Genomic DNA, 23364 nt, shown 5'->3' with positions numbered 1-23364 from the left:
ATGATCACATGGGCTTGAAATACTATTTCAGTTTTCAAGCCAAATTTGTGTTTTTTAACACTTATATGTCAAAAATTTGAATCTTGGCGCAGTTCCAAATGAATCTGGTAACATATCGAAAACCCAAATGGCTTTCTAAATATGTGACTGCTATATTCAAAAACGTTGTTGCGATAAGCGGTTAAGTGCAACCAGAATTATTTTATGTGAAGTTACTTCCAGTTTTTGAGAGGTTGATATGCCGTTTAAATTCGTTTCTTTCGCACCGATCCGGTGTGACAAAAAACCTGCATGTTCATGCCCAAATTGTGGAAGCGAAGATTTCTTGATTTCAGAAAACGGCAAGGTTCTGATATGTGAACATTGTGGCAAAGTCACAAAGGACACCACACCAGAGCCTGAAACCCACGAAACCGTTCACTAATAAATTCAGATTTCAGATACAAGAAAGGCACCTATAATCAGGTGCCTTTTTTAATTTTGAGTCTTTGCAGTTCGAGACTGTCGATTTAAGAAGCCGAAAAGTTAAGTTTGAGCTCCGATGTTTTCTGTTCAAAGTTAAACAGAATCTCTTCAATATTTGAAATGGTATGCACCGCTTCATGATCGACTTGGTACTCAGGCTGATTAGGGCGGTAGTAATAGGTCGTCATACCGGCTCTTATCCCTGCTTCTACCCCTTTCAAAGTATCATCAACATAGATGCATTCCTTGGGTGACACGCCCATATTCAAGGCGGTATAAAGCAGAAGATCTGGTTCTGGCTTCCAGCTGTTTGCATCGAATGCGCTATAGATGGCATTGCGGAAATAGCTGTTTAGCCCCGTTAATCGAAGCGCGTGTTTAATTTTATCGCTCTCGCTATTAGAGGCGATACAAACACCAATGCCCAGTTGCTGAAGCTGGCTCAACAAATAGTTGGCCCCTTTGATCGGCTTGAGCTGTGCTTCGTAAAGGACTTGTTTTCTGTCTCGATAGAGTGGTTCAAGCAAATCCAAAGAGAGATTGCAATTCAGTCTGTGGCAAGTCTCGGCAAGAATATCTGCGGGTTTTCCCCCCTGAAAGTGATTCAGACAATCTTCTAAACTGATGTTTTTATTGAAATGAGCAAATACATCAACGATCGCCTGACAGCACAACACTTCACTGTCGACCAGCGTTCCTTCACAATCAAAAATCACGCAACGTATTTTATCCATATTACACCCAAGTCAATTGAGGGAAATTTGAGTGTTGTACAGCAACGCTTCTTTGGAAAGCTGAGAAAACGAAATCTGCTAGCAGCAGCCTGAATTTATATCCAAAGTGGCATCTTGATCACGATGCTTATGAATTTTTCTGTCTTATTCTTGTGTAAGTGGGAATGTTGACTACATAGCTCTTTCCAGACGCACCACATTGTCGGGATGTTCGTGGCGAATTTTCACAAATTCATCAATACTTTCAATAAGTAACGAAGTTAAATCTGGGTCAAATTGTTTCCCCTGTTTCTCAAGAAAATATTCCGTGACACTAGTAATATCCCACTCACTCTTGTAACTTCGGCGGCTTAAAAGTGCATCAAATACGTCTGCAATCGCGGTGATACGTGCATAAATATGAATGTCGCTCCCTTTTTTCCCATTGGGGTATCCGTTACCATCCCAATGCTCATGATGTTCTAGCGCGACTATTGCCGCGAGCGCCATCACGTCGCCATCTGAAGAGTTAAGCAGGTTAAATCCACTTATGGTGTGGGTTTTCATTACTTCCCATTCGTTATCATTCAGCCTACCTGGTTTATCCAAAATGGATTCAGGAATGGCTATCTTGCCAACATCGTGCATGGGTGTAATCACTTCTATCAGTTCGCAATCGGCTTTGTTCATGCCATACAGCTTTGCCAGATACGAAGACAATTTGGCAACCCGCTTAACATGGTTGCCCGTCTCACCCGAACGCGACTCTATCGCTTCTCCTAAAACATGGATCATATCTTTTTGAACTTTCAGGGTTTTCTCGTGTAATTCGAATATCTTTTGATTCTTATTCGCTAACTCCTTTTTTTGACGAATAGAAACAGACTGCAAAGCAATAATCACGATAAGTATCGAAATGATAGTCCCAGAGTAAACCAGCATTTCGAGGTTATCTTCTATGAATGATGAGGGCTTGTTGATGACGAAAGCATTGGTTGGCAACGAATAGGTTGGGATACCAAAACGCTTCAATGCCCGAAAGTTGAAGATGTCACTGTGCTGTTTTGCACTGGGCAAATCTTCTGAAAGGTTGAGAGGGACATCTTTCGCCAAAAGCTTAGCCGCGGTTACACCCAGAAGAAATGGGTCTTGTACCCGCCCCCCTAAAACGTCACCTTTTATATTGTGCTCCCAAAGAACAAATACCGGTGCTTCGCTGGAATCTGCAATCTTTCGCGCAATCTTGTCGTAACTGTGGAAAACGCCCTCTTCAATTTCACTATTGAAATGGGTTAGCAAAACAGCATCTTCGCTCGATGCACTACCAAGCACGTTCCGAGCTTGTTCCAGTGTTTCCGCCGTCAATTCAACCAGTTGTATATTCTGATATATATTGAAATGCTTTTTGATCTCGTTGCGAACTATGGTTGAAGTCAGGCTGTTGTCTGAAAGAAGATAGAGTTTTTTAATATTTGGTCTTATTCTTATAATTATTTTTAAATTCTCTAATATATTATCTTCTTCGTATAGAATTGTATTTATATTCGTTATTGAATTTAAACTGGCTTGCCTGTCGTTAATACCAACGGCCACTGTCGGAACATTTCTTACCAGCTCACTATTAAATTCATTCATGAATTTTAATGCTCTGTCGTCGGTAATAATTATTCCATCAAAATAGTAATCTTTATACTTTACTTCCAAAAACTTTTTTAAGTCTTCAAAATAATCATCCCGATGGTTTCGCTTGGTATCCAGGTACTCAATGGAAGGAGCGATAACGGTATTGCTGTTTTGAAAGGCGTAAGAGATCCCCCGCTGAATGTCTGCGGTCCATTCATATGAAGGGTCGTAAGAGTGCAATACAAGGATATGAGGGTTGTGGACACTAGTGTTTGTATATGGCTGATTATATGAGACTTCTTCAGGCAAGCTTGCGTAGACCTGCCCTGTAAACAGGCAGGCACAGTATACAAGCATAGCGTTTAAGAAAGAGCGTCTCATAGAGATTTACGTACATATATTTGCAGAACAATGCGAAACATATCACATAAAGAAAACGACTGTCTATTAGCCCTGAGTATGAAAATTGTGGTGCTCTACATAATATTTCTCAGCATCAAAATTATTGCTAATAAAATTAATTAGTTGCTGAACTAAATTTATATATTTCTCAGAAGTAAAATCTTCTAAATATATGTCTGAGATCAATATCTCATTATTATGTAACGTTGATAACGCGCATCCAACTGGTTCACCATTCTTGAATGCAATAATAATTGGAAAGTCGGGTTCTAAAATAATTTGAGTGAGAAACTCAATCATTAAAGCCTGATCGCTTTCTGACACCCAATGCTTTGCGCTTAGCATAGCAAAACAGATGGTCAGACGATGAAAGTCCACGATATACAATTCATCCGCGACTGCTTCAAAATCGCTTGCTTTCTCTTCAGAATAGCTTTTGTTTGACTGACTGGTCCGGTACAGCTCTCGACCAGCGATGCTCTCTTTGGTAGGAAACTCAACATCGACTTGTGAAGACAACCACGCATTCTTGCGGGTGACGAGGTTTAATATTTGATCGTTTTGAATGGTCAACTGGACTGCCTTATCCTCAATTATCACAACCTATTGAATAGCAATGGCTTAGAAGGTGAAACGCACTATCGAAAGCATACAGGTAGGCGTTTGTTACCTCAACCAGTTATGAACAGATATGTAAAAGCAACCGTCGCGGAATCGTAAACTCGCTCACTTTTGCACATTTATCGCTCGCAGTTCCAATCATATTGTTGTAGCTTGAGAAGATATCATTAGATCTGGAACTTAATATGTTGAAAAAGCTTGCGATTGTACCTCTGCTTGCCTTGGGTTTAACTGCCTGTGATAGCAGTGACGAAGTGGGTGATGTGGGACTTGGGTGGTTCACTCTAAAAGACATCAAATTGAATACTTGGGCTGACCCTATTGTAACAGGCGTGACCTGCCATGTTGCCAGTATAGAAGCAGACCTGAGCTTGGCGGATCCAAGTGACAGTTCCATCTCCTGCCGTCAGACGGGTGATATTACGCCTGAAATGATTGCGCAAATCGATAAATCCAAATCCGGTGAAGTGGTATTCAAAAAATCAAAAAGCATCTTCTTTAAAAGCATGAAGATCCGCCGAATTTATGATGCCAAGACACAAACTCTGATGTACCTGTCTTACTCGACCAAAGAAACAACAGGCAGCTTTAAGCACAGCTTGTCTACGGTGCCACTATGGGGCACAAAAGCCTACGTCACACCATCCGCAACAGAAGAATAAACATAGAGATTTAATGGTCTTTGTTCCGAAATATCCTTCGGGCAAAGACCGTTTACTGGTAGCTTAGCCAATCAAAGTTGTGTAGAATCCGCGCTTCGTTTTTCAATTTACGCTTGAAACAGCATGAAATTTCCCGGTCAGCGCAAGTCCAAACACTATTTCCCTACCCATTCTCGTGATCCACTTGTCAATCAAATTCGCCAAACACCTAAATTGAGCCGTCCAACGATCGTTGGTGTTGGTCAAACCATTGTGGATATTGAAGCGAGAGTAGATGATGACTTCCTGAAACGATACGATCTAAGTAAAGGTCACTCCCTCGTTTTAGAAGAAGAAAAAGCGGACGCACTTTACCGCGAACTAACAGAGAAAAACCTGATTACCCATGAGTATCCTGGCGATACGATTGGCAACACGCTTCACAACTATTCTGTTCTCGCCGACAGCAAATCTGTCCTTCTTGGTGTGATGAGCAAGAACATCGAAGTGGGTTCCTACGCTTATCGCTACCTCTGCAACACCTCTTCCAGAATGGATCTGAACTACCTACAAACTGTAGATGGACCAATTGGTCGTTGCTACACCCTTATTTCTGACGACGGCGAACGTACGTTTGCTTTGAACGTTGGTCAGATGAACCAGCTTTCTCCAGAAAGCATCCCTGAAAAGGTGTTCAAGAAAGCCGCGGCACTGGTTGTCTCTTCCTACCTGATGCGTGGCGAACCTACAGACCCAATGCCTATGGCTGTTCAACGTGCTGTAGAGATGGCAAAGAAATACGATGTACCTGTAGTGCTGACACTTGGAACGAAGTACGTTATTGAAGGTAATGAGACCTGGTGGCAGGAGTACCTGAAAGAGAACGTGACTGTCGTTGCAATGAATGAGGACGAAGGCGAAGCTCTGACGGGTGAGAAAGATCCTCTGCTAGCCGCAGACAAAGCGCTTGAGTGGGTAGACTTAGTTCTGTGTACCGCAGGTCCTGTTGGACTGTATATGGCGGGATACACAGACGAGCACGCAAAACGTAAGACGACGTTCCCGCTTCTACCCGGCAATATTCCAGAGTTCAATAAATATGAATTCAGCCGTGCGATGAAAAAGTCGCAATGCGAACACCCAACGAAAGTGTATTCGCACATCGCCCCTTATCTTGGTGGTCCTCTTGAAATTAAAAACACCAACGGAGCTGGCGACGCTGCGCTTTCTTCTTTGCTTCACGATATGGCAGCTAACCTCTACCATAGGTCTAACGTGCCAAATTCGAGTAAGCATGAGCAGAATTATCTGAGCTATTCGTCACTGTCGCAGATTTGTAAGTACGCTAACCGTGTAAGTTACGAGGTACTGACACAGCACTCGCCTCGCCTGACTAGCGCCCTTCCTGAGCGTGAAGACAGCCTTGAAGAGGCTTACTGGGACAGATAAAAAAAGGGGCTTTCGCCCCTTTTTTGTTATCTGTGTACCAGCAATACCTAGTTATTGTTGCGCTCTAAAGCGCTTGGGGGTTGTGCCTGTATGCTTTTTAAAGGTGAGTGTAAAAGCGCGCTCCGATTCATAGCCAACTTGTTCAGCCACTTCATCAATCGACAACAACGATTCACGCAATAGTTCCTGTGCCCTTCCCATCCTGAGATTAGTTAAGTATTCAAACATCGGTTGTCCAACCAAAGCGGAAAAGCGGCTAGCAAACGCAGCGCGCGACATGCCAATCTCGCCTGCAACCAACTCCAACGTCCAACTCTTGTCAGGATGGTCATGCAACAATTGCAGAGCGCGAGAAATACGTTTGTCGTTCAGCGCTTCTAAAAACGGGCTTTTTTGCTCTCGCCCAAAGTTAATTCGAATCAGTTCGACCAAGATAATTTCGGTCAGCTTATTGACGATAAGCTCTGAGCCTGGTCCTTGAGATAGGTACTCTGAACTCAACTGATCAAAGGTGCTTCGCAACCAAGGATATTGCGCTAAGTCTTTATCACGCACTATCGTCACCCGAGGAAAGATCTCCAATAACGGCGTCGTCACTGTTCGCGTATAGCTAAAAGAACCACAAAGTAACAGTGTTGGTTCTTCTAAGTCAGGCTGATCTCTATCCGGAGATTGACTCGACAACACATGGTCTTGCCCTGGACCTAAGAAGATCAAATCTCCCGCTTCCAGTCGTTCCACTTGATCATCAATAATCGCCCAGCAACCACCGCGTCGAATCAAATGAAAGCTGGCGTGCTCTAGGTCGTTAAAGGTTTTACTCCAAGGCGCTTCCACCTGACTGCAAAAATAGACGCTGCCGACGACACGAATCGCGCGCAGCATGTCGCTCATCACTTCCATATTTAGCCTCTCCCTTAACTAACCTGAACTCGGGATGAGAGATTAGCTAGACGATCTGTGTATTAAATCAAGATTATCGTGCATAGATAGTATTTACCGCAACAGCTAAATTAACCCTACAGACAACAAGCGGAGAAATACCATGGCAAAAATCGAAATTTATACCAAACACTACTGCCCTCATTGCAAAGCCGCAAAGCACACTTTAAAGCGCTTAGGTTTAACCTATCGAGAAATTGAAGTCAGTGATAACCCAACGCGACTAAACGAGATGAAAAACCGTAGCCAACGACGAACTGTTCCACAGATTTTTGTCGGCGACCACCATGTTGGCGGAAACGATGATTTAGTCGCCAGCATCAGAAGTGGCAATTTTGAACAGATATTAGAGCGCCAAGGCATCACACATAACGCTAAATAGCTCAAAGAAATGATAAGGAACAAGACCATGACAACTATCAATAACACCATCAATCATCGAGTAGCAGGTACACAGTCACTGACCAACATTTCTGACCAAGCGGTACGTTTTTCTATCATCATCGTTTTGGCATGGATCGGGGCCATGAAATTTACCAGCTACGAAGCAAATGCAATCCAAGGTCTTGTAGCATCAAGCCCACTGACCAGTTGGTTATACAGTATCTTCAGCTTACAAGGTGCTTCTAACCTCATCGGTTTGGTTGAAGTGGCAACCGCACTTGCTTTGTTGCTCGCGCCAGTACATCGTGTGTTTGCACTTGTTGGTGCTGCTAGTGCAACGGTTATCTTTGCCGTTACAACAAGCTTTCTGTTTACCGCGCCAATCGCCGAAGCAAGCTTAGGTGGCTTCCCTGCAATCTCTGTCGTACCGGGTCAATTCCTCTTAAAAGACATTGTATTGCTTGCAGCGGCGTTATCTTTACTGGCAAAAGTTCTACGACAAGAAGATTAATCACGGTCGTTAAACCGACGTAAACAACCCGACAATAAAGATAGCTCCTGCTCTAATGCCGTTCACTTAGGTGAGCGGCACTGTTTTTTTAGGAGATCAGCGAGTGTCTCAACTTTGTTTGTAACGATTAATGATGTCGAGAGCTTGAGAAACGTGTATAAAAAGTCCGATAAACAGAGTCTATCGGATTTTTACAAACTGGTAGGAACATTCAATTGACCTGCCGATTAACGTCTTAACTGATCGGCATTAGGGCTTTCGCCCCTTTCTTTATTCCAATGCATCTTTTGCGCTGTCGATTAAATCACCCGCCTTGTCGGCAAGATCGCCAGCAGCATCTTCCACTGACTCCCTCGCATTTTCGTAAGGGTCGCCTTCTATTGCTGATTTGATGTCTTCTCCAAATACCACGCCAATAGCGATGCCAATCCCAGTCAGTACAACTGCAAAAATCTTATACATGCATATTCTCTTTAAATATCCGATATCCCTATCGTAACGCAGAGAAACCTCAGATTGTCAGGTGTTTGCTAGTGTTTCTTGCAAGTCTTCTTGTTTTACAGTCCTTGCTTCTACCAGCCTGTATAACCAAATCATGATCAAACACAGCAACCCACACAGTGCCCATAACCAGTCTGCATCAAGCTTGTCGAGCATGGCTCCTCCAACCAAAGGAGCGATTGCGAATCCCAGGGAATAAAGGGCAGCGGCTCCAAAGTAAGAACCCCTTAAATGCTCAGGCGCAAGTTGGTCTATCTGAACACTTAGTGTTGGGAAGGCAATGACTTCGCCTAAGCTTATAATAAAGCAAGCCATACCCCAGCCTATTGCCCAATCTTCCGGAGTAGCAATAAATCCAACCATTCCCACGCCCATCAATACCATTCCGATTTGTGTTCTTTTAAAAAGAGGCACTTTTTCCATCAGCTTAAGCATAGGAAATTGAAATACAATGATCGTCAGAGTGTTAACCAGAACTAGACTCGCAATTAAGGTCGCGGCATCCGCAACAGAACTTCGAACTAATACTTGTGGAAGTGAAGACTCTAATTGCGCGTAAACAAACATCATAGTCAGGTTGGCAATAAGAAGAATCTGGAAGATCTTATCTCGCGCAATCACTTTTATCGTGGCTTTAAAATCAGGAACTTCACAGTCTTCTAGGTTTCTTTTTTCCGGGAAGCGGGCGAAGCTTAACCATAGCCATAGAGCAAAAATCAGGTAGGAAATACCAGTCACCAGAAACAACTTTTGAGGTGCTGCTAACGCCAGTGAAATACCAATTAAAGGTCCAATTGCTCCACCCAAATTCAGCACGAAATAACGGATATTAAGAGCCAGTTCTCTGTCTTTCCCGTCGGACAGGTTATCCCCTATCACCGCTTTCGCTGGCGCTTCAATCATGGATCTCATCAATCCACAAAGCATCAACAATACAAAGAACTGCCATATTTCACTGGCAACCCCTATTCCACCATAGGCCAACACCGCGATTAAGCTTCCGGAAATCATCACCCATTTTCGTCCAAACTTGTCAGACAAATAACCCGAATAGAGACCAGAAACCACCCCCACCACCGCCGATGCTGCGAGCATGCTTCCCACTTCCAATGCAGAAGCGTTGTAATCCTGATAAAGAAAGACGATCAGATACGGCCAGGCCATAAAATAAGTGGTTCTTGCCAGAAGGGTACCGCCTAATACCGTCCAGATCGTAAAGTTAAATCGTTTAACACGTTGCCACTGAAACAAACTTTCCTGATTTTCTGTTGCTGCCATTCATGCTCCTTAGAATCCTAGCCTGCTAATTTTTATTGTGCTTTTTATCATCTTTACAAAGCGTTAAGGCATTCGATCTAACAGCAAAGTTTGATGCAAATACATACGCCGCAAAGTGTTATTTTGTGCACACCATCTCAGTATTGCTGAATCAAGGTATCAATCAAAGACACAACTGTTCGTATTTTGAATTGTTTGTGTTGCATATCAATAGATTATTCTGGAAACAGGATGCGGTCGACTTTGAGCTAAATAATTAATAAAGAGATAATCTTTGAAGTGCGCATCGACACAAATTTCCAAAGTGAAAGTTATGTCCTACTCTTTTGATATTAGCCATTTAGAAAATTTAGGACTTGATATGTATCGCATTCAACCACTACTACTGCTTGTTCTCACTTTGTTCTCGACCTCATCTTGGTCTGATGAAATAACTTTTGGAGTTGTTCCTCAGCAGTCAGCGAAGAAGCTTGCTGCTAAATGGGGACCAATATTTTTATATATCAGTAAAAAAACCGGACACAACATCCATTTCGCAACGGCAAAGGATATTCCTACGTTTGAAAAGCGCTTACTCAACGGAGAATACGACTTAGCGTACATGAATCCATATCACTATACTGTATTCAGCCAAAAGCCAGGCTATCAAGCATTCGCAAAGCAAACTGACAAAAAAATCAAAGGTATAGTTGTGGTTCCCAAAGACAGCGAATTGAAAGATCTGGCAGAGTTAAGTGGCTCAACACTTGCTTTCCCTTCGCCAGCGGCCTTTGCTGCAAGTGTATTACCTCGCGCTAAAATGCAACAAGAAGGCATCAGTTTTTCTCCACAATATGTTTCCTCACATGACTCCGTATACCTCGCAGTATCAAAAGGCATATTTCCCGCTGGAGGTGGAGTGATGAGAACGTTCAATAACACTTCCCCGGAGGTTAGAAGTTCACTAAAAGTCATGTGGAGCACACCCGGATACACTCCTCACGCATTTGCCGCTCTCTCAACTCTTGACCCACAAATTGTCAGTAGTATTAGCAATGCCTTACAAGAAATGATTGCAGATGAAGAAGGGAAGAAGCTTCTCAAATCTATAAACTTTAAAGGTGTGTCGCCAGCAGAGGATAGTGATTGGGATGATGTTCGTTCTCTCGAAATATCTCTGCTGAATTCTCTATTAGATTAGCTGGAACAAGCTTTCAATGACACTACGACTTAAAACTATTTTAGGAATTGCTCTCATAGAGGCGGTGCTTCTTGCACTGCTCATATCCTTTACTTTTAGTTTTTTAAAAGACACAAACTACGAGAGCTTATCTAAACGAGGAGAAACTACCGCAAGATTGTTCGCGAGTTCCGTAAAAGATGCCGTCCTTTCATGGGATCTTGCATCCGTCGGAGCTTTTACACAGGAGCTTAGCGCTAACCCGGATATCATCTACGTAAGAGTTCTGGATCAAAATGGTAACGATTTAGCATTTGCGGGAGACGATACATTTGAAAATGTTGAAACAATACCGGAGCAAAAAGCTGAGCTCGTTCAAGATGGAACTTACGACGTTTCATTCGCAATAAAGGAATCCGACATCAAGTACGGAGAAGTACAATTAGGGTTTGATATGACCTACTTGAACGAACAAATCGAAAAAGCACAGCATTGGAGCTTCTTCATAGTGCTCGGAGAGATGGCTCTTGTCGCACTGTTTTCTTATGTTTTGGGTGCATTTCTGACCAAACGGATTACCTACCTTGAAAGAGCAGCAGAAAAACTAGCCTCTGGGGAAAGAAACATACGAGTTGATGACAAGGGAAATGACGAAATATCTCACCTCGCCTCTGCTTTTAACATCATGGTAGAAAAGCTTACCAGTTCAGAAAAGTCGAGCATGAAGTATCAGGAACAACTTGAAACGTTTAATGCGACCTTAGAAGAAAAAATCAAAAGGCGCACGTCAGAATTAGAAAAAAATAATGCCGAATTAGTTCGGACAAACAAAGAGTTAAAGGAAACACAAGGCAAGTTGATACAAAGCGAAAAATTAGCATCAATTGGTACAATGGCTGCAGGATTCGCACACGAAATTAACAACCCCATTGGTTCAGTAGACAGTAACCTGCAGACGGCATTTGAGTACTTAGATTGCTACAAGAAATTAATACACCAACAGGGAACTATTATTAATGAAGGTAGTGCCGAACGCAGAGACGAACTCGTTGTAAAGCTGAATCAGTGGTCAGAAAGTCAAGATATCGACTTCATTGAGGAAGACTTCGAGTACACGCTCAAGGATGCTTTAACAAATACACACCGTGTAAGAGATATTGTGCATGGGCTTAAAAATTACTCAACCTATAACAAAGACACACCAAAACAAGATACGGATCTAAATGAACTTGTTAGCCAGTGCACCGAGCAGATTAAGTTTGAATATAAGTCAGATACATATATTGAAAAGAAATTGTCATCAGACATCTCATTGTTTTGCAACCAAACAGAGATAAAGCAAGCAATCAACGCCGTACTTAAAAACGCACTACAAGCCGTCGAATCAAGTAATAAAAAGCATGTAGATATCACCACAGAAATACAAGGGAAAAACGCCATTGTTTCAGTTGTTGATACTGGTGAAGGCATTTCTGAAAGTGCAGTGAAACAAATATTCGATCCGTTTTACACCACAAGACCAGTTGGTAGCGGGACAGGTCTAGGATTAACCATAGCATATAACGTTATTGAGCAGCATGGTGGGAAGATAGACGTAAGCAGCCTTGTGAATGAAGGCACAAAAGTTTCGATTGTGTTGCCATTATCTATGGGCGATTTGGTTCACAAAAAAACTAATAACTCTGATGAAACATCAAGCCAAACGAGCTCAACTGAACGATGCTAAATTTTTACCTCATAATGTCTTAACTTCGCTGATTGTAGGAAAATACATGAAAGACGAGAACAACCCCAGCGAAACTGCTGATCATTACAAAAATGCATATTATCGAGAAAAGAAAATACGCAAAGAATCTGAAAAGTTGCTCGAGAGCAAATCACGCGAGCTCTACGAAAGCATGACCAAGCTTGAGGAAACTCTCGCTAATGTCCAGAAACTGCAGGACCAAATGATTCACAACGAAAAAATGGCAGCTATTGGGCAGCTTGCTGCTGGTGTCACTCATGAAATTAATAACCCTGTTAGCTTCGCTTTGTCTAACATTAATCAGCTTAATGGCTATGTAAGGGAAATGATCGCTTTAGACTCATTAGCAATGGAAAGCCTTGAATCTGATTCTGGATTGGAGAAATACATAGAATACCGTAAGTCCATCGATTTGGATTTTATTATTCCTGAATTTCAAGAAATTATTGAAGACACCATTCAGGGGCTAAACAGAATTAAAGAAATAACCATAAACTTTAAAAAAGCCTCTCACAAAGGCACAGGAGTCTTCGCCCCAGTCGATATGAAAGACTGTATCGAAACTGCACTCAAAGTGGTGAATAGCGAGATCAAACATACTATTGACTTAAAGTTGTCTCTAAATCCTGTACCCGACGTAAATGGTTCTTTTACGCAATTGCAGCAAGTATTTATCAACCTTTTTGTAAATGCCAAACACGCTACATTGGGTAAAGGCTCTCTTTCTATTTCCACTCAAACCATAGATATGGGTGATAATGATTGGATAAAGATAACCGTAAAAGATACTGGTAAAGGTATTAAACCCGATGATCTGGCGCATATTTTTGAGCCTTTTTTCACAACCAAAGAGATCGGTAAGGGCACTGGACTTGGTCTTTCAATCTCTTATGAAATTATTAAAAATCATCGTGGCTCAATAGAAGTGGCAAGTGAAGTAGACGTTGGAACCACATTTACAATTTTACTTCCTGGTATTTAGCGCCCTAATATTTTTACGCTATAGCAGCAAGATTACATCCCGCCTCTGTTTCAATACATCATTTTTCTTTTCTGGCTCAAATCACTATCTTATTTTTGCTACATTTATTACATGAGCTATCCTTAAAGTAATGAAATTAGTAATAAGTGTTGGAGAATGCCATGGATGGAACGCATACAAAAACATTAGATATTAAGCCTAAGCTCCTTCTGGTTGACGACGAAGAAGACATTGTAAGAGCACTTACCCGGGTTCTAAGAAGAGACTTCGATATCATATCCTTCACAGACCCCACTCACGCTCTTGCTCATTTAGAAGACCACCCTGTCCCCTTGATGGTTTCCGATATGAGGATGCCACAAATGGATGGCGCAGAGTTCTTCTCCAAGGCAAAGGCGCTACAACCTAATAGTGTCCGAGTATTACTCACTGGTTATGCTGATGTAGAAGCAACTATGAGAGCTATCAATGATGGAGGCGTTAACAATTATCTTTGCAAGCCTTGGGACAACGAAAATTTAAAATTCACTCTGTTACAGTCTTATGAATTCTATCAGTTGCATCAAGAACGATTCAGACTAGCCAACGAGCTCGAAGAAAAAAATGAAGAGCTCAACAAGCTCAATAGTTCTTTGGAAGAACAAGTTGTAATCCGTACAGCAGCGCTCAGAGAATCCCACAAAAAGTTAGAGTTATCGAATAAAACTCGCTCCACTTTATTAAAAGACGTACTCGCTTTGGTAACCTCATTGGTCGGTCACAGAGCAGGAATTAGTACTCAATCATTAGAAAGAATCGCATACCAAAGCAAACAAGTCGCTGTATTTATGGACTGCAATGAAACCCAGATCAATCAAACATATCTCAGTTCAATCATGCACATGCTTGGATTAATAGGTAAAGACCACATCGATTCAACACAGAACTTTCAACACACCCACATAGCACCTTCCAACAATCCAGAACTTGGTGCGGAGATTTTAAACAGCCTTAAGAAATTCCAGAGTCTTGCACCTATCGTCAGAAGCCAAGATGAAAACTATGATGGTACCGGAATTCCAGATCACCTTAAGAGCCAGGATATTCCTTTAGCATCGAGGATCATAAGGGTGGTGAAAGATTATGAATTCATGGTGGCAGGGGAAGAAAACACGTCTAAAAAATCTCCATTTGCTGCCGCAAAGTACCTCGAAAGCAATAGCGGAAAAATGTACGACAGAGCTGTTGTCAAAGCGTTTACTAAAGTTATGAAAGAGCGTCCACAAGATGATTTGCATGAAATCGAATACTGCGTTAGCTCTAATGAATTAACAGAAGGAGACATCCTCAAACAGGACGTCATGCTACAAAATGGAACCACGGTACTGACCGCAGGAAGCGAGATAAACCAAACTACTATAGCTCGTCTCAGAGATATAGAAAAACAATCAGGCTCTCAATTAGCCTTCTTTATCTAGACATAGAGGATAGAAGATGAGCCGACTTAAAATTCTCTGTATTGATGATGATAAGCACTCTCTCAATGCGACAGTCAGGACTTTGAGGAGATTACGTCCTGAATGGGTCGTATCATTCTATACAGATCCTGCTACTGCGGTGGCTGAAACAACTGCACTGACTCAACCTGATGTAGTGATGTCAGACATGTTAATGCCAAATATGCGTGGTGATCAGGTACTGAACCATTTCAAGTCCAATCATCCAAGTTGCATAAGAGCATTACTCACTGGGGATGTGAATACAAAGCCCTACAGGCTCGCCCACAAATATTCCCACTTTGTGCTAGCAAAACCATGTATAGATGAAGATTACATTCGATTACTAGAATGTGTAGAGAAATTAAGGCAGCTTCCATTAAACGAAGATCTTCAAACAAAACTTGGTGGCGTTGACCTCCCAATTCTAACTGAATCAGTAAGACACCTTAGGCAGAAATTAGAAAAAGAAAATTCAATTGAAGAGATAGTAGAAATTGTTGCGGGTGAGCCTGCTCTGACAGCCAGAATCATACAAGTTGCAAATTCGGCATACTTTGGATTTCGAGTTCCCACCACAGATCTATCTGAATCCATCATAAGAATAGGTTCGGATAACCTACTTGATATCTCGTTAGCACTACTTTGTGAATACAAAGGTTCGCACCTGATAGATACTGACGAACACAGAATCGAGTCGGAGCGGGCCTTTGCCGTCGCTTGCCTCTCTAAGGCAATAACCAAACTCATGGCATTTCCGGTTGATATCCAAAACGATCTGTTTACTTCAGCAATATTGCTGTCATTGGGAAAGATGGTCAACAAACACTCTTTTCCAGCAAATGATTCCATCGAGTTCAACCAAGTTTGTCTTGTCTCGACATATCTTTCGACTCTTTGGGGCCTAAGTAGTTGTGTAAGCGATATTTTATTAAGGTGCGACAAATACGAAAAAACTACGGACAGGGTTTCTAGGCTAAGAAATATTCTTTACATATCCGAAAACATTATCGACTTAGATAAAAAGCAAGTATCGGAGTTTCTGATGAAGGTCGAAGATGTGAAGTTGAAAAAAGTCGCCTACAAAACCTTTACTTTGTCCAAAAAACAACCGCTTTCAAGTCAGAGGTAATAACATGAATGTATCAGTTGTAGATGATTCTAAGCTATCGCGAAAATCTATCATAAGAATTTTACCCGAACAGTGGATACCCAACTTAAGCGAAGGTGCAAATGGGAAAGAAGCGATTGAGCTATATGAAGATGGAAAAGCGGACATATTGTTTCTTGACTTAACAATGCCCGAGATGGATGGCTTTGAAGTACTCGAATACCTTCATGACAAAGATGCCAAAACTATCGTCTTTGTAGTGAGCGCCGACATTCAGCCTAAAGCACAAGAGAGAGTAAACAGCCTAGGTGCTGCCAAGTTTCTAAAAAAGCCTATCGACAAGCCTCGACTAAACGAAGCTCTACATGAGGTTGGTTTGATATGAATATTGAATTTACACCCGATCACAAAGATGCGCTTCAAGAATTAATGAACATTTCTATGGGGAGAGCTGCAAGCAAGCTTGCGACTTTAATTGACTTACACGTAACACTGTCGATTCCCAACATAAGAGTCGCAAAAGATGATGATTTGCGTGATCTCGAAACCCTAGAAGAATCACACTATTACACTCGGCAATCATTCTTTGGTGGAATTGATGGTGAGCTTATCACTTTGCTATCTAAGGAAGGCTGTCACCATGTAGTGAAGTCCTTGCATAATGAAGAGGCTTTCGATGTGAGTACAGAGTTACTGGCTGACTCAATATTGGATGTATCGAATATTCTGTCTGGTGCGAGCTTAAAAGGGCTAAGTCAACAAATGGAACTGACGACGAAAATTCATTCACCAGTGTTATTCGAACCTTCTAAGCAACCTCTTCCTGTATCAGATTGGCAACTTGCGTTAGTCATGGAAATCTCATTTTTAGTTGAAGAGGCATCATTTGAAGCAAAATCCGTCGTTTGCTTTGCAGACAATGACTTAGAAAATGTCATCAGCTTACTAGATGAATTGATATAAGGGGAACTTGTGAAAGGAAAGCTCTTACTATCTGATTTGATTGACCAATTTTCATTCGCAATTTGCATCGTCAACAGACAATATAAAATTGTCAAAGCAAATGAGTATTTCGTAACACAATCAATATACGATGCACCCTCGCTGCAAGGTGCTAATATTCTGAATGTCTTTCCTGAAAGTTCCGGCTTCCTAAAGAGAAAAATAGACACCGCTCTTGTCATTGAAAATCCGAGCTTTTCATCTTGGGAACAAAAGCCACACGTACTCCCTTTTAAAAGCTCTAGACCAGTTTCGGGTCAGGAAGAGAAGATGTTTCAAAACATAGAGATCATTCCTTTCCATAGTGACAACGGAGAGTTTGAACATGTTTGCATCTGCGTCCACGATGCAACAATACAAGCCAGCCAGCAGCAGCAGTTAGTCATTGCGAAGGAAAAAATCAAGGAAGAACACTCAGAACAAGTACTACTTGTAAAGAAGCTGGAAGAAACTCAAGCGCAGTTAGTCCAATCAGAAAAGATGGCTTCAATTGGTCAACTCTCTGCCGGTATTGCTCATGAGATAAATAACCCCATAGGGTTTCTTAATTCAAACTTGCAAACATTGAAGGTTTATACAGAAGATCTATTAACAGCGATATCTAAAATAGAGAGCGCATTTCAAAATGAAGGAAACTCGTCATCAGTTATTCAAGCTATCTTAAATGAACATCAGATTCCTTTTTTAAAAGAAGACTTACACGACTTAGTAAGCGAATCACTTGAAGGAACGTCCCGTGTGATGGACATAGTAAAGAACCTAAAAGAGTTTTCTCATGTTGATCGCTCGGAGTGGGCGGAAATCGACCTAATTGAGGGGATAGAGGCCACGATTAATATTGTGAAGCACAAGCTAGAGAATAATATTGAACTTAAAACTGATTTTGAGGGAAGTATCCCACGCCTACATTGTCAACCAATGCAGATAAATCAAGTAATCTTAAATATTTTAATGAACTCAATTCAAGCTATAAATAACAAAGGAGAAATCTTAATAGCGTTGAAAAAATTAGACGACCAGATAGAAATTAAAATCTCTGATACAGGCGCAGGAATTTCCAAGGATAATTTAGGGAAGATATTTGATCCTTTTTATACCACTAAACCCGTTGGTGAAGGAACGGGACTAGGTCTATCCGTATCCTATGGAATAATCAGGAATCACAAAGGCTCTATAAACGTCTCAAGCACCTTAGGAAAGGGAACTGAGTTCACCATCAAACTGCCTTTAGTTAAGCTTTAACAGAAAGATACCCAATCGAATCTTTAGGCATATCAACCAATTGTAACGTACAATAACCTTATACCCATCTTAAGAAGATTACCGCCGTGGCGCTTAAACCAACCATATACAAATTCCGTATCAACCTGACGGACATGAATCGCGATCATTACGACTCACTGAACCTGACTATCGCCCAACATCCATCTGAAAATGCTCACCGAATGATGGCGCGCGTCATCGCATTTTGTCTGAATGCTCAGGAAGGTCTGGAATTTACAAAAGGGCTTTCCACTATTGAAGAACCAGACGTTTGGAAGAAAAGTCTGGACGACCAAATTGAACTGTGGATTGACGTAGGCGAACCTGATGTAGAGCGAGTGAAAAAGTCTCGTCGTCTTGCAAAGCAGGTTCACGTTTACTCTTTCAATACCAAGTCAAACGTATGGTGGGAGCAGAACCAAGGTAAATTTGGGATGCTAGATGCAACCATCACCCGATTTGACTGGGAAGGTATAGACGCGCTCTCTGAGCTTGTTACCCGCACGATGGATCTATCCGTAATGCTGACGGGGAACTCTGTCTTTGTTACTGCAGACAATGGCGATTGCGAAATCACATGGGAAACTCTGCAAGAGCCAAAGCAATGAGCGAGCTAAAACCTCTGCTCGATGAAGCTGGTTTGTCTTCATTAGAATTGAAGGCGGATGAGCAGCGTGTATTGGAAAAACTACTGGTTTCTTGGAAATCCACCTTTGAAAACGCTTGTAAAACTCATCCAGACAAGCGCCCATCTGACATGGCGCTTGGTACACTCACCAAAGCGCAAATGGAGTTAGCAAGTAGCCTGGAGACCCAGAGCGACGCTCTTCATAGTATGAATGAAATCATCGAGGATTCTGTTGGGAAAGAGCACGCACAAAAATTTCGTGTGGAACTGCCAACTGAATTGACCGTTTGTACCAAGGTTTGGTTGATGCTACAGGGTTACCTGCAGATGGATTTCAGCCTCGCAAACGATCATGCGGTCCGAACGGCTGAAATATTGACTGGTGTAACTGGCGAAAAGCCAGACGCCATTCTAACGGAATGCATGCGTGCCTTTTATATTGGCAAAAGCCATAACCCACATCAGGAAAAAACATCCTGGGGCACACGAATATCAGGCTGGTTGAATCACTATTTTGGAAAACAGGGAGCTTAGGCGGCTAATACCCAAGTGACCTCAAGATACATGATTCAGAGCCTCATATTCTGTTTCTGTTCAAGTTTTTTGACAATGAAATGAGGCAGAATATGGGCTCCCAAGGGCGAGTTTAACTGGCTTTCATACTGCGTTACCGATTCTTGATTTAGACCCACTAGACCTTCAAATCGGTGTCTTGTCTGAAAAGCCAGTTCCCTATTCTTTAATAGAAAGTCGCTGAACCGAGCATCTTGAGGTTACTTGGGTATAATCTCTATTGTTCGATTTCACGAATCACCTCGCAGGGGTTGCCCGCGGCAACTACGTTGGCGGGAATGTCTTTGGTCACCACACTACCCGCTCCTATCACGCTGTTCTCTCCAATAGTGACACCCGGGCAGATCACACTTGCACCACCTATCCAGACGTTATCTCCAATGTTTATTGGTTCCGCATATTCCAGGCAATCGGTGACACGTGTCTTCACATCAAGTGGGTGTGTTGCGGTATAGATTTGAACATTAGGAGCAAGCATTACATTGTCGCCAATCACTACTCTATTGGCGTCCAGAATAGTGCATCCGAAGTTTGCGTAGAAATTCTCTCCCACCAGAATGTTGCTTCCGTAGTCGCAATAAAACGGCGGCTCCAGGTAGACATCCCCTTTTGCCTGAGGCAGAAGGGACTCGATGGCATCTTGCCATTCTTCACTGTTGGGCAAACTATTGTTCAATTGATGTAACCAGCGACGACAAGCAATTCTTTCACAATGAATCTCGTCATCCCAAGGCTGATACAGTTCACCAGCAAGTATTTTTTCTTTTTCTGAAGCCATCAACTTTTCCTACACTGATCATTTACAAAAGCGGGTAGAATCAAAAGTCTAGCGAATCTCAATGGTTCAGTTTTAGGCTTAAGTCAAAGTAAATAAAAAAGGTCGCATTCTGCGACCTTTTTATACTTTTCTTACCTGAGCATTTATTTAGCTGCGTGCGCTCTCTTCATGTCATCGATCATGATTTGAGTTGCTGTTACACCACTCGCAGTGATGTACCAAACAGGTGCATTCAGATAAGTAATTTTGTTGTTTTTGTAAGCGTTCGTCTTCTTGATAAGCGCGTTATCAAGTTGCTTTCTCGCTTCACCTTGAGATGCGCCAATCGCTTCATCTCGGTCAAGTACAATCAGAACATCTGGGTTTGCTTTAGAGATGTACTCATAGCTAATGTGCTCACCGTGAGATTTCGCTTCGATACCATCTGCCGCTTGTTTGAAACCAAATAGCGAATGGATGTAACCGTAACGGGATTCCACACCAAATGCAGCCACTTTACCGCCACTAGTAATGATTGCCAGAGCACGAGAATCACCATTTTGGTTCGCCGCTTTCAGCGCCTGGATTTGCTTGTCCTGACTTGCAATCAGTTCTTCAACTTTTTGCTCTTTCTCGAAAATTTTACCTAGCATGCGCCAAGCTTTCTGAGTAGAACCCCAGTAATCTTTTGAGTCAGCAAGGAAAAGAACCGTTGGAGCAATCTTTGACAGCTCTTCCATTGAACCTGAGCTACGGTTAGAGACGATGATCAGGTCTGGCTTCATGTTGTAAATAGCTTCGAAGTTAGGCTCAAACAATGAACCCGCCGCCTTATACTTGTCGCCTTTGTACTTGGACAGGTAGCTAGGTAGGTGTGCTTTAACAACACCTACTGGTTCTACACCAATTGCGTCCAAAACATCTAAGCTATCCTGACCTAAAACCACCACATTTTGAGGCTTCGATTCTAGCGTCGTTTTACCCATTTGATGTTCTACAGTAATGGTTTTTGCTGTAGCTACACTGGCAAACAATACGCTCAATCCAATCAGCGCACTTTTCAGTAGAGTTTGCGTCGTTTTCATTGTTTTTCCTTAGTTCACTATTTTTAGGGCCTGATAACCCTAGCTCGCTTTAAAAAGTTGGCTAAAATGACCAACTCACGTTGAATCTGATGTCTCGACCAGCGTTTGCAAAGCCACGTGCTACGGTACTATCCCCATAAACATAGTAAGAGGCGTGATCAAAGTAGTATTTGTCAAACACGTTCTTCACCGACAAGGTCAAGGCTAGTTCTTCTTCAGAAAGTGGCATCCAGCGCGCATACAAGTCATGCACCCCGTAACCCGCTTTCTCGTTCTTGGTTGGCGAGTCGCCCGTTTCCGTCAAGCGCTCAACCAATTTTGCGTTCCAACCAAATTCCATCGAATCTTGCGGTTGGTACACTAAATCCAGTATCCAAGTGTCACCAACTGATGTACCAACTGTCATGTTGTCATCCGTTAGCGGTTCTCCGTCCAGCTTAGGGCTTGACTGGGCGTAGCTCACATAAGCAGACACATCACCAAGCTGATAACCTGCGTAAGCATTGGCGCCTTTATTGGTCAGCTTACCAACGTTAGTCATCACCTTGCCTTCGTTGCTCACCACATCTTCAATCGTGCTATCAAACAGCGTAATACCGGCACTGAAACCATTATTGTGGTATTTAAGCCCTACCTCGGCATTTGTTGCCTTCTCTGGCTTACGCTCTGGATCGTTGTTTCTGTAATCCAGCACAAACAGCTCTTTCGTTTGCTGACCACGGAATGCTTTTGCGTAGCTGGCAAACACATCCAGACCATCTAAAACCGTATAGGTCGCACCCACATTCGGGCTGAATCCAGCAGAGTCGAAACTCAAATCCTGCGTATCAACCAATTTGTAAGTGTCGTAACGCGCGCCAAGGGTCAGCAGTAACTGCTCGGTTGCTTGCCAGTCATTTTGAGCAAACACCCCATAAACGGTGCCTTTTTCGGTGCTGTCTTTTCCGCCAGTACCAAGCTTGGCTTTGTCCTGCTTGTAATCGATACCCACTACCAGGGTATGTGCTCCGATTACACTTGTATTAAACACTTTGCCACCAAACGTGTTCATGCTCGCGGCGCTTGTTCCCCAACGAGGATGATCTTTATGCGTCAGGGTCTGCTCATTGGTATACAAGGTTGTATCTAGGTTTACGTAATTGTTAACCGCAATTTCATGGTTAAGCGTAAACGTCTTACGACCCGTTTCCTGTTGCAATGAAGCGTTCTTTTTGCTCGGAACCCAATGCGGGCGATTCAGCTTTTCGCCATCGTCACTGTTGTAGTCATAACTAACAGAAAGCTTCTGCGTGTCAGTCAGGTTTCCTGACAATTTCAACAGCGCAATTTGCTGTTTTGAACCGCTGTATAGCTGCTCTTCACCGTTGCCATCAACGATATTTTTACTGTCTTTGTATGTGGCACTTGCAAGCAGTCCCCAATCTTCCGACACTTTGCCGTAAAGGCTTGCGGAAGTTTTGTAACCGCTATTGTTGCTGTAATAACCGGCTTTTACATTGCCGCCAAACTGCTCATCTCCTTTCAGAAGATCCTGAGCATCTTTGGTTACGAACTTAACAGCACCGCCTAAAGCACCGGGACCATCTGTCGCACGCCCGGCACCGGCGTTAACGTCTACCTGCTTTAGCAGTTCAGGTTCTACAGCCAATCGACCCTGATGGTGAAACAGGTTACCCGACTGTTCTGCGCCATCGACGCTAACGTTCAACATGGTATCTTCAATACCACGAACATATATTTTCTGAGACACCGATGACGAACCGCCAACGCTGACTTCGGATTCTCTGCGGAACACATCATTAAGATCGTTCGCCTGTGCATTTTCTAATGCACTTTGGTCAATGCTAATGTCGACTTTGGTTAGTTGACTGCCTTTGACTTCGATAACTTCAATATCGTCTTGAGCAACGCTCACTGTTGACACAAGTAGTAACGCGCTAGCAACAGGCGTCAGTTTGAATGGGAGAATTGAGTTCACAGCTAACTCCATTGGTAATGAGAACTATTATCGCCGTGAATTCTGCTTACCCATCCATATTGAGTAAATTACTT

23 protein-coding genes are annotated in these 23364 nt (G+C 42.5%); 14 read left to right on the top strand and 9 right to left on the bottom strand.

What is annotated here, in order from left to right; all coding sequences use genetic code 11:
- Positions 1 to 509 precede the first annotated feature (509 nt).
- The 3 genes from INR79_RS23280 to INR79_RS23270 all read right to left on the bottom strand — a co-directional run bounded on the left by INR79_RS23280 (position 510) and on the right by INR79_RS23270 (position 3776).
- Positions 510 to 1199, bottom strand: a complete 690-nt coding sequence (locus INR79_RS23280) for an HAD-IA family hydrolase (protein ID WP_004401716.1) — start codon at positions 1197 to 1199, stop codon at positions 510 to 512.
- 171 nt (positions 1200 to 1370) lie between these two features.
- The gene (locus INR79_RS23275; protein ID WP_262415412.1) at positions 1371 to 3110 is read right to left on the bottom strand and encodes an HD domain-containing phosphohydrolase; all 1740 of its coding nucleotides are present in this window, start codon (positions 3108 to 3110) and stop codon (positions 1371 to 1373) included.
- 138 nt (positions 3111 to 3248) lie between these two features.
- Entirely contained in the window at positions 3249 to 3776 is a 528-nt protein-coding gene (locus INR79_RS23270) for a hypothetical protein (RefSeq protein WP_223097132.1), read from the bottom strand.
- Positions 3777 to 4009: 233 nt separating this feature from the next.
- On the opposite strand from INR79_RS23270, the gene INR79_RS23265 reads away from it, so the two are divergent.
- On the top strand, positions 4010 to 4486 hold the full coding sequence (locus INR79_RS23265) for a CreA family protein (RefSeq protein WP_004401713.1): 477 nt from the start codon (positions 4010 to 4012) through the stop codon (positions 4484 to 4486).
- A 123-nt stretch (positions 4487 to 4609) separates the two neighbouring features.
- Entirely contained in the window at positions 4610 to 5914 is a 1305-nt protein-coding gene (locus INR79_RS23260) for an inosine/guanosine kinase (protein ID WP_223097130.1), read from the top strand.
- A gap of 51 nt (positions 5915 to 5965) precedes the next feature.
- Here INR79_RS23260 and INR79_RS23255 read toward each other — a convergent pair whose 3' ends face one another.
- A complete protein-coding gene (locus INR79_RS23255; protein WP_223097128.1) occupies positions 5966 to 6817 on the bottom strand; it encodes an AraC family transcriptional regulator in 852 nt (283 codons plus the stop codon).
- A 142-nt stretch (positions 6818 to 6959) separates the two neighbouring features.
- On the opposite strand from INR79_RS23255, the gene grxC reads away from it, so the two are divergent.
- Positions 6960 to 7238 (top strand): glutaredoxin 3, encoded by a 279-nt coding sequence (gene grxC / locus INR79_RS23250; RefSeq protein ID WP_022561263.1) that lies wholly within the window; start codon positions 6960 to 6962, stop codon positions 7236 to 7238.
- A 27-nt stretch (positions 7239 to 7265) separates the two neighbouring features.
- Positions 7266 to 7751 (top strand): YkgB family protein, encoded by a 486-nt coding sequence (locus INR79_RS23245; RefSeq protein WP_223097126.1) that lies wholly within the window; start codon positions 7266 to 7268, stop codon positions 7749 to 7751.
- 270 nt (positions 7752 to 8021) lie between these two features.
- Here INR79_RS23245 and INR79_RS23240 read toward each other — a convergent pair whose 3' ends face one another.
- Together INR79_RS23240 and INR79_RS23235 are read right to left on the bottom strand one after the other, a co-directional pair.
- Positions 8022 to 8213 (bottom strand): hypothetical protein, encoded by a 192-nt coding sequence (locus tag INR79_RS23240; RefSeq protein ID WP_223097125.1) that lies wholly within the window; start codon positions 8211 to 8213, stop codon positions 8022 to 8024.
- Positions 8214 to 8270: 57 nt separating this feature from the next.
- Complete coding sequence (locus tag INR79_RS23235; protein ID WP_223097124.1) at positions 8271 to 9530, bottom strand: MDR family MFS transporter; 1260 nt, start codon at positions 9528 to 9530, stop codon at positions 8271 to 8273.
- A 361-nt stretch (positions 9531 to 9891) separates the two neighbouring features.
- On the opposite strand from INR79_RS23235, the gene INR79_RS23230 reads away from it, so the two are divergent.
- The 10 genes from INR79_RS23230 to INR79_RS23185 all read left to right on the top strand — a co-directional run bounded on the left by INR79_RS23230 (position 9892) and on the right by INR79_RS23185 (position 19431).
- On the top strand, positions 9892 to 10710 hold the full coding sequence (locus INR79_RS23230; RefSeq protein ID WP_223100297.1) for a phosphate/phosphite/phosphonate ABC transporter substrate-binding protein: 819 nt from the start codon (positions 9892 to 9894) through the stop codon (positions 10708 to 10710).
- Positions 10711 to 10726: 16 nt separating this feature from the next.
- Positions 10727 to 12415, top strand: a complete 1689-nt coding sequence (locus INR79_RS23225) for an ATP-binding protein (protein ID WP_223097123.1) — start codon at positions 10727 to 10729, stop codon at positions 12413 to 12415.
- A 46-nt stretch (positions 12416 to 12461) separates the two neighbouring features.
- Positions 12462 to 13418, top strand: a complete 957-nt coding sequence (locus tag INR79_RS23220) for a sensor histidine kinase (RefSeq protein WP_223097122.1) — start codon at positions 12462 to 12464, stop codon at positions 13416 to 13418.
- 161 nt (positions 13419 to 13579) lie between these two features.
- The gene (locus INR79_RS23215; RefSeq protein WP_223097121.1) at positions 13580 to 14875 is read left to right on the top strand and encodes an HD domain-containing phosphohydrolase; all 1296 of its coding nucleotides are present in this window, start codon (positions 13580 to 13582) and stop codon (positions 14873 to 14875) included.
- 16 nt (positions 14876 to 14891) lie between these two features.
- Positions 14892 to 16025: an HDOD domain-containing protein gene (locus INR79_RS23210; protein WP_223097120.1), complete on the top strand. Its 1134-nt coding sequence runs from the start codon at positions 14892 to 14894 to the stop codon at positions 16023 to 16025.
- A gap of 4 nt (positions 16026 to 16029) precedes the next feature.
- Entirely contained in the window at positions 16030 to 16389 is a 360-nt protein-coding gene (locus tag INR79_RS23205; protein WP_223097119.1) for a response regulator, read from the top strand.
- Complete coding sequence (locus INR79_RS23200; RefSeq protein ID WP_223097118.1) at positions 16386 to 16967, top strand: chemotaxis protein CheC; 582 nt, start codon at positions 16386 to 16388, stop codon at positions 16965 to 16967. Before INR79_RS23205 ends, INR79_RS23200 begins: the two co-directional genes overlap by 4 nt.
- A 9-nt stretch (positions 16968 to 16976) precedes the next feature.
- Positions 16977 to 18248 (top strand): sensor histidine kinase, encoded by a 1272-nt coding sequence (locus INR79_RS23195; protein WP_223097117.1) that lies wholly within the window; start codon positions 16977 to 16979, stop codon positions 18246 to 18248.
- 86 nt (positions 18249 to 18334) lie between these two features.
- Positions 18335 to 18877 carry a YaeQ family protein gene (locus tag INR79_RS23190; protein WP_223097116.1) on the top strand — a complete coding sequence of 181 codons (543 nt, stop codon included), beginning with the start codon at positions 18335 to 18337 and terminating at the stop codon, positions 18875 to 18877.
- Positions 18874 to 19431: a hypothetical protein gene (locus tag INR79_RS23185; protein ID WP_223097115.1), complete on the top strand. Its 558-nt coding sequence runs from the start codon at positions 18874 to 18876 to the stop codon at positions 19429 to 19431. The genes INR79_RS23190 and INR79_RS23185 overlap by 4 nt, the downstream gene beginning before the upstream one ends.
- 256 nt (positions 19432 to 19687) lie before the next feature.
- Here the strand turns inward: INR79_RS23185 and INR79_RS23180 are convergent, their stop codons facing one another.
- The 3 genes from INR79_RS23180 to INR79_RS23170 all read right to left on the bottom strand — a co-directional run bounded on the left by INR79_RS23180 (position 19688) and on the right by INR79_RS23170 (position 23290).
- Positions 19688 to 20248: a sugar O-acetyltransferase gene (locus tag INR79_RS23180; RefSeq protein ID WP_223097113.1), complete on the bottom strand. Its 561-nt coding sequence runs from the start codon at positions 20246 to 20248 to the stop codon at positions 19688 to 19690.
- A 143-nt stretch (positions 20249 to 20391) separates the two neighbouring features.
- Positions 20392 to 21312, bottom strand: a complete 921-nt coding sequence (locus INR79_RS23175; RefSeq protein WP_200768636.1) for a siderophore ABC transporter substrate-binding protein — start codon at positions 21310 to 21312, stop codon at positions 20392 to 20394.
- A 61-nt stretch (positions 21313 to 21373) separates the two neighbouring features.
- A complete protein-coding gene (locus tag INR79_RS23170; protein ID WP_223097111.1) occupies positions 21374 to 23290 on the bottom strand; it encodes a TonB-dependent receptor domain-containing protein in 1917 nt (638 codons plus the stop codon).
- Positions 23291 to 23364 lie beyond the last annotated feature (74 nt).

The organism is Vibrio sp. SCSIO 43132, from assembly GCF_019904195.1.
GTDB lineage: Bacteria > Pseudomonadota > Gammaproteobacteria > Enterobacterales > Vibrionaceae > Vibrio > Vibrio nigripulchritudo.
Note: the sequence above shows the minus strand (reverse complement) of the source record. Positions and strands in the feature narration are given on the sequence as shown.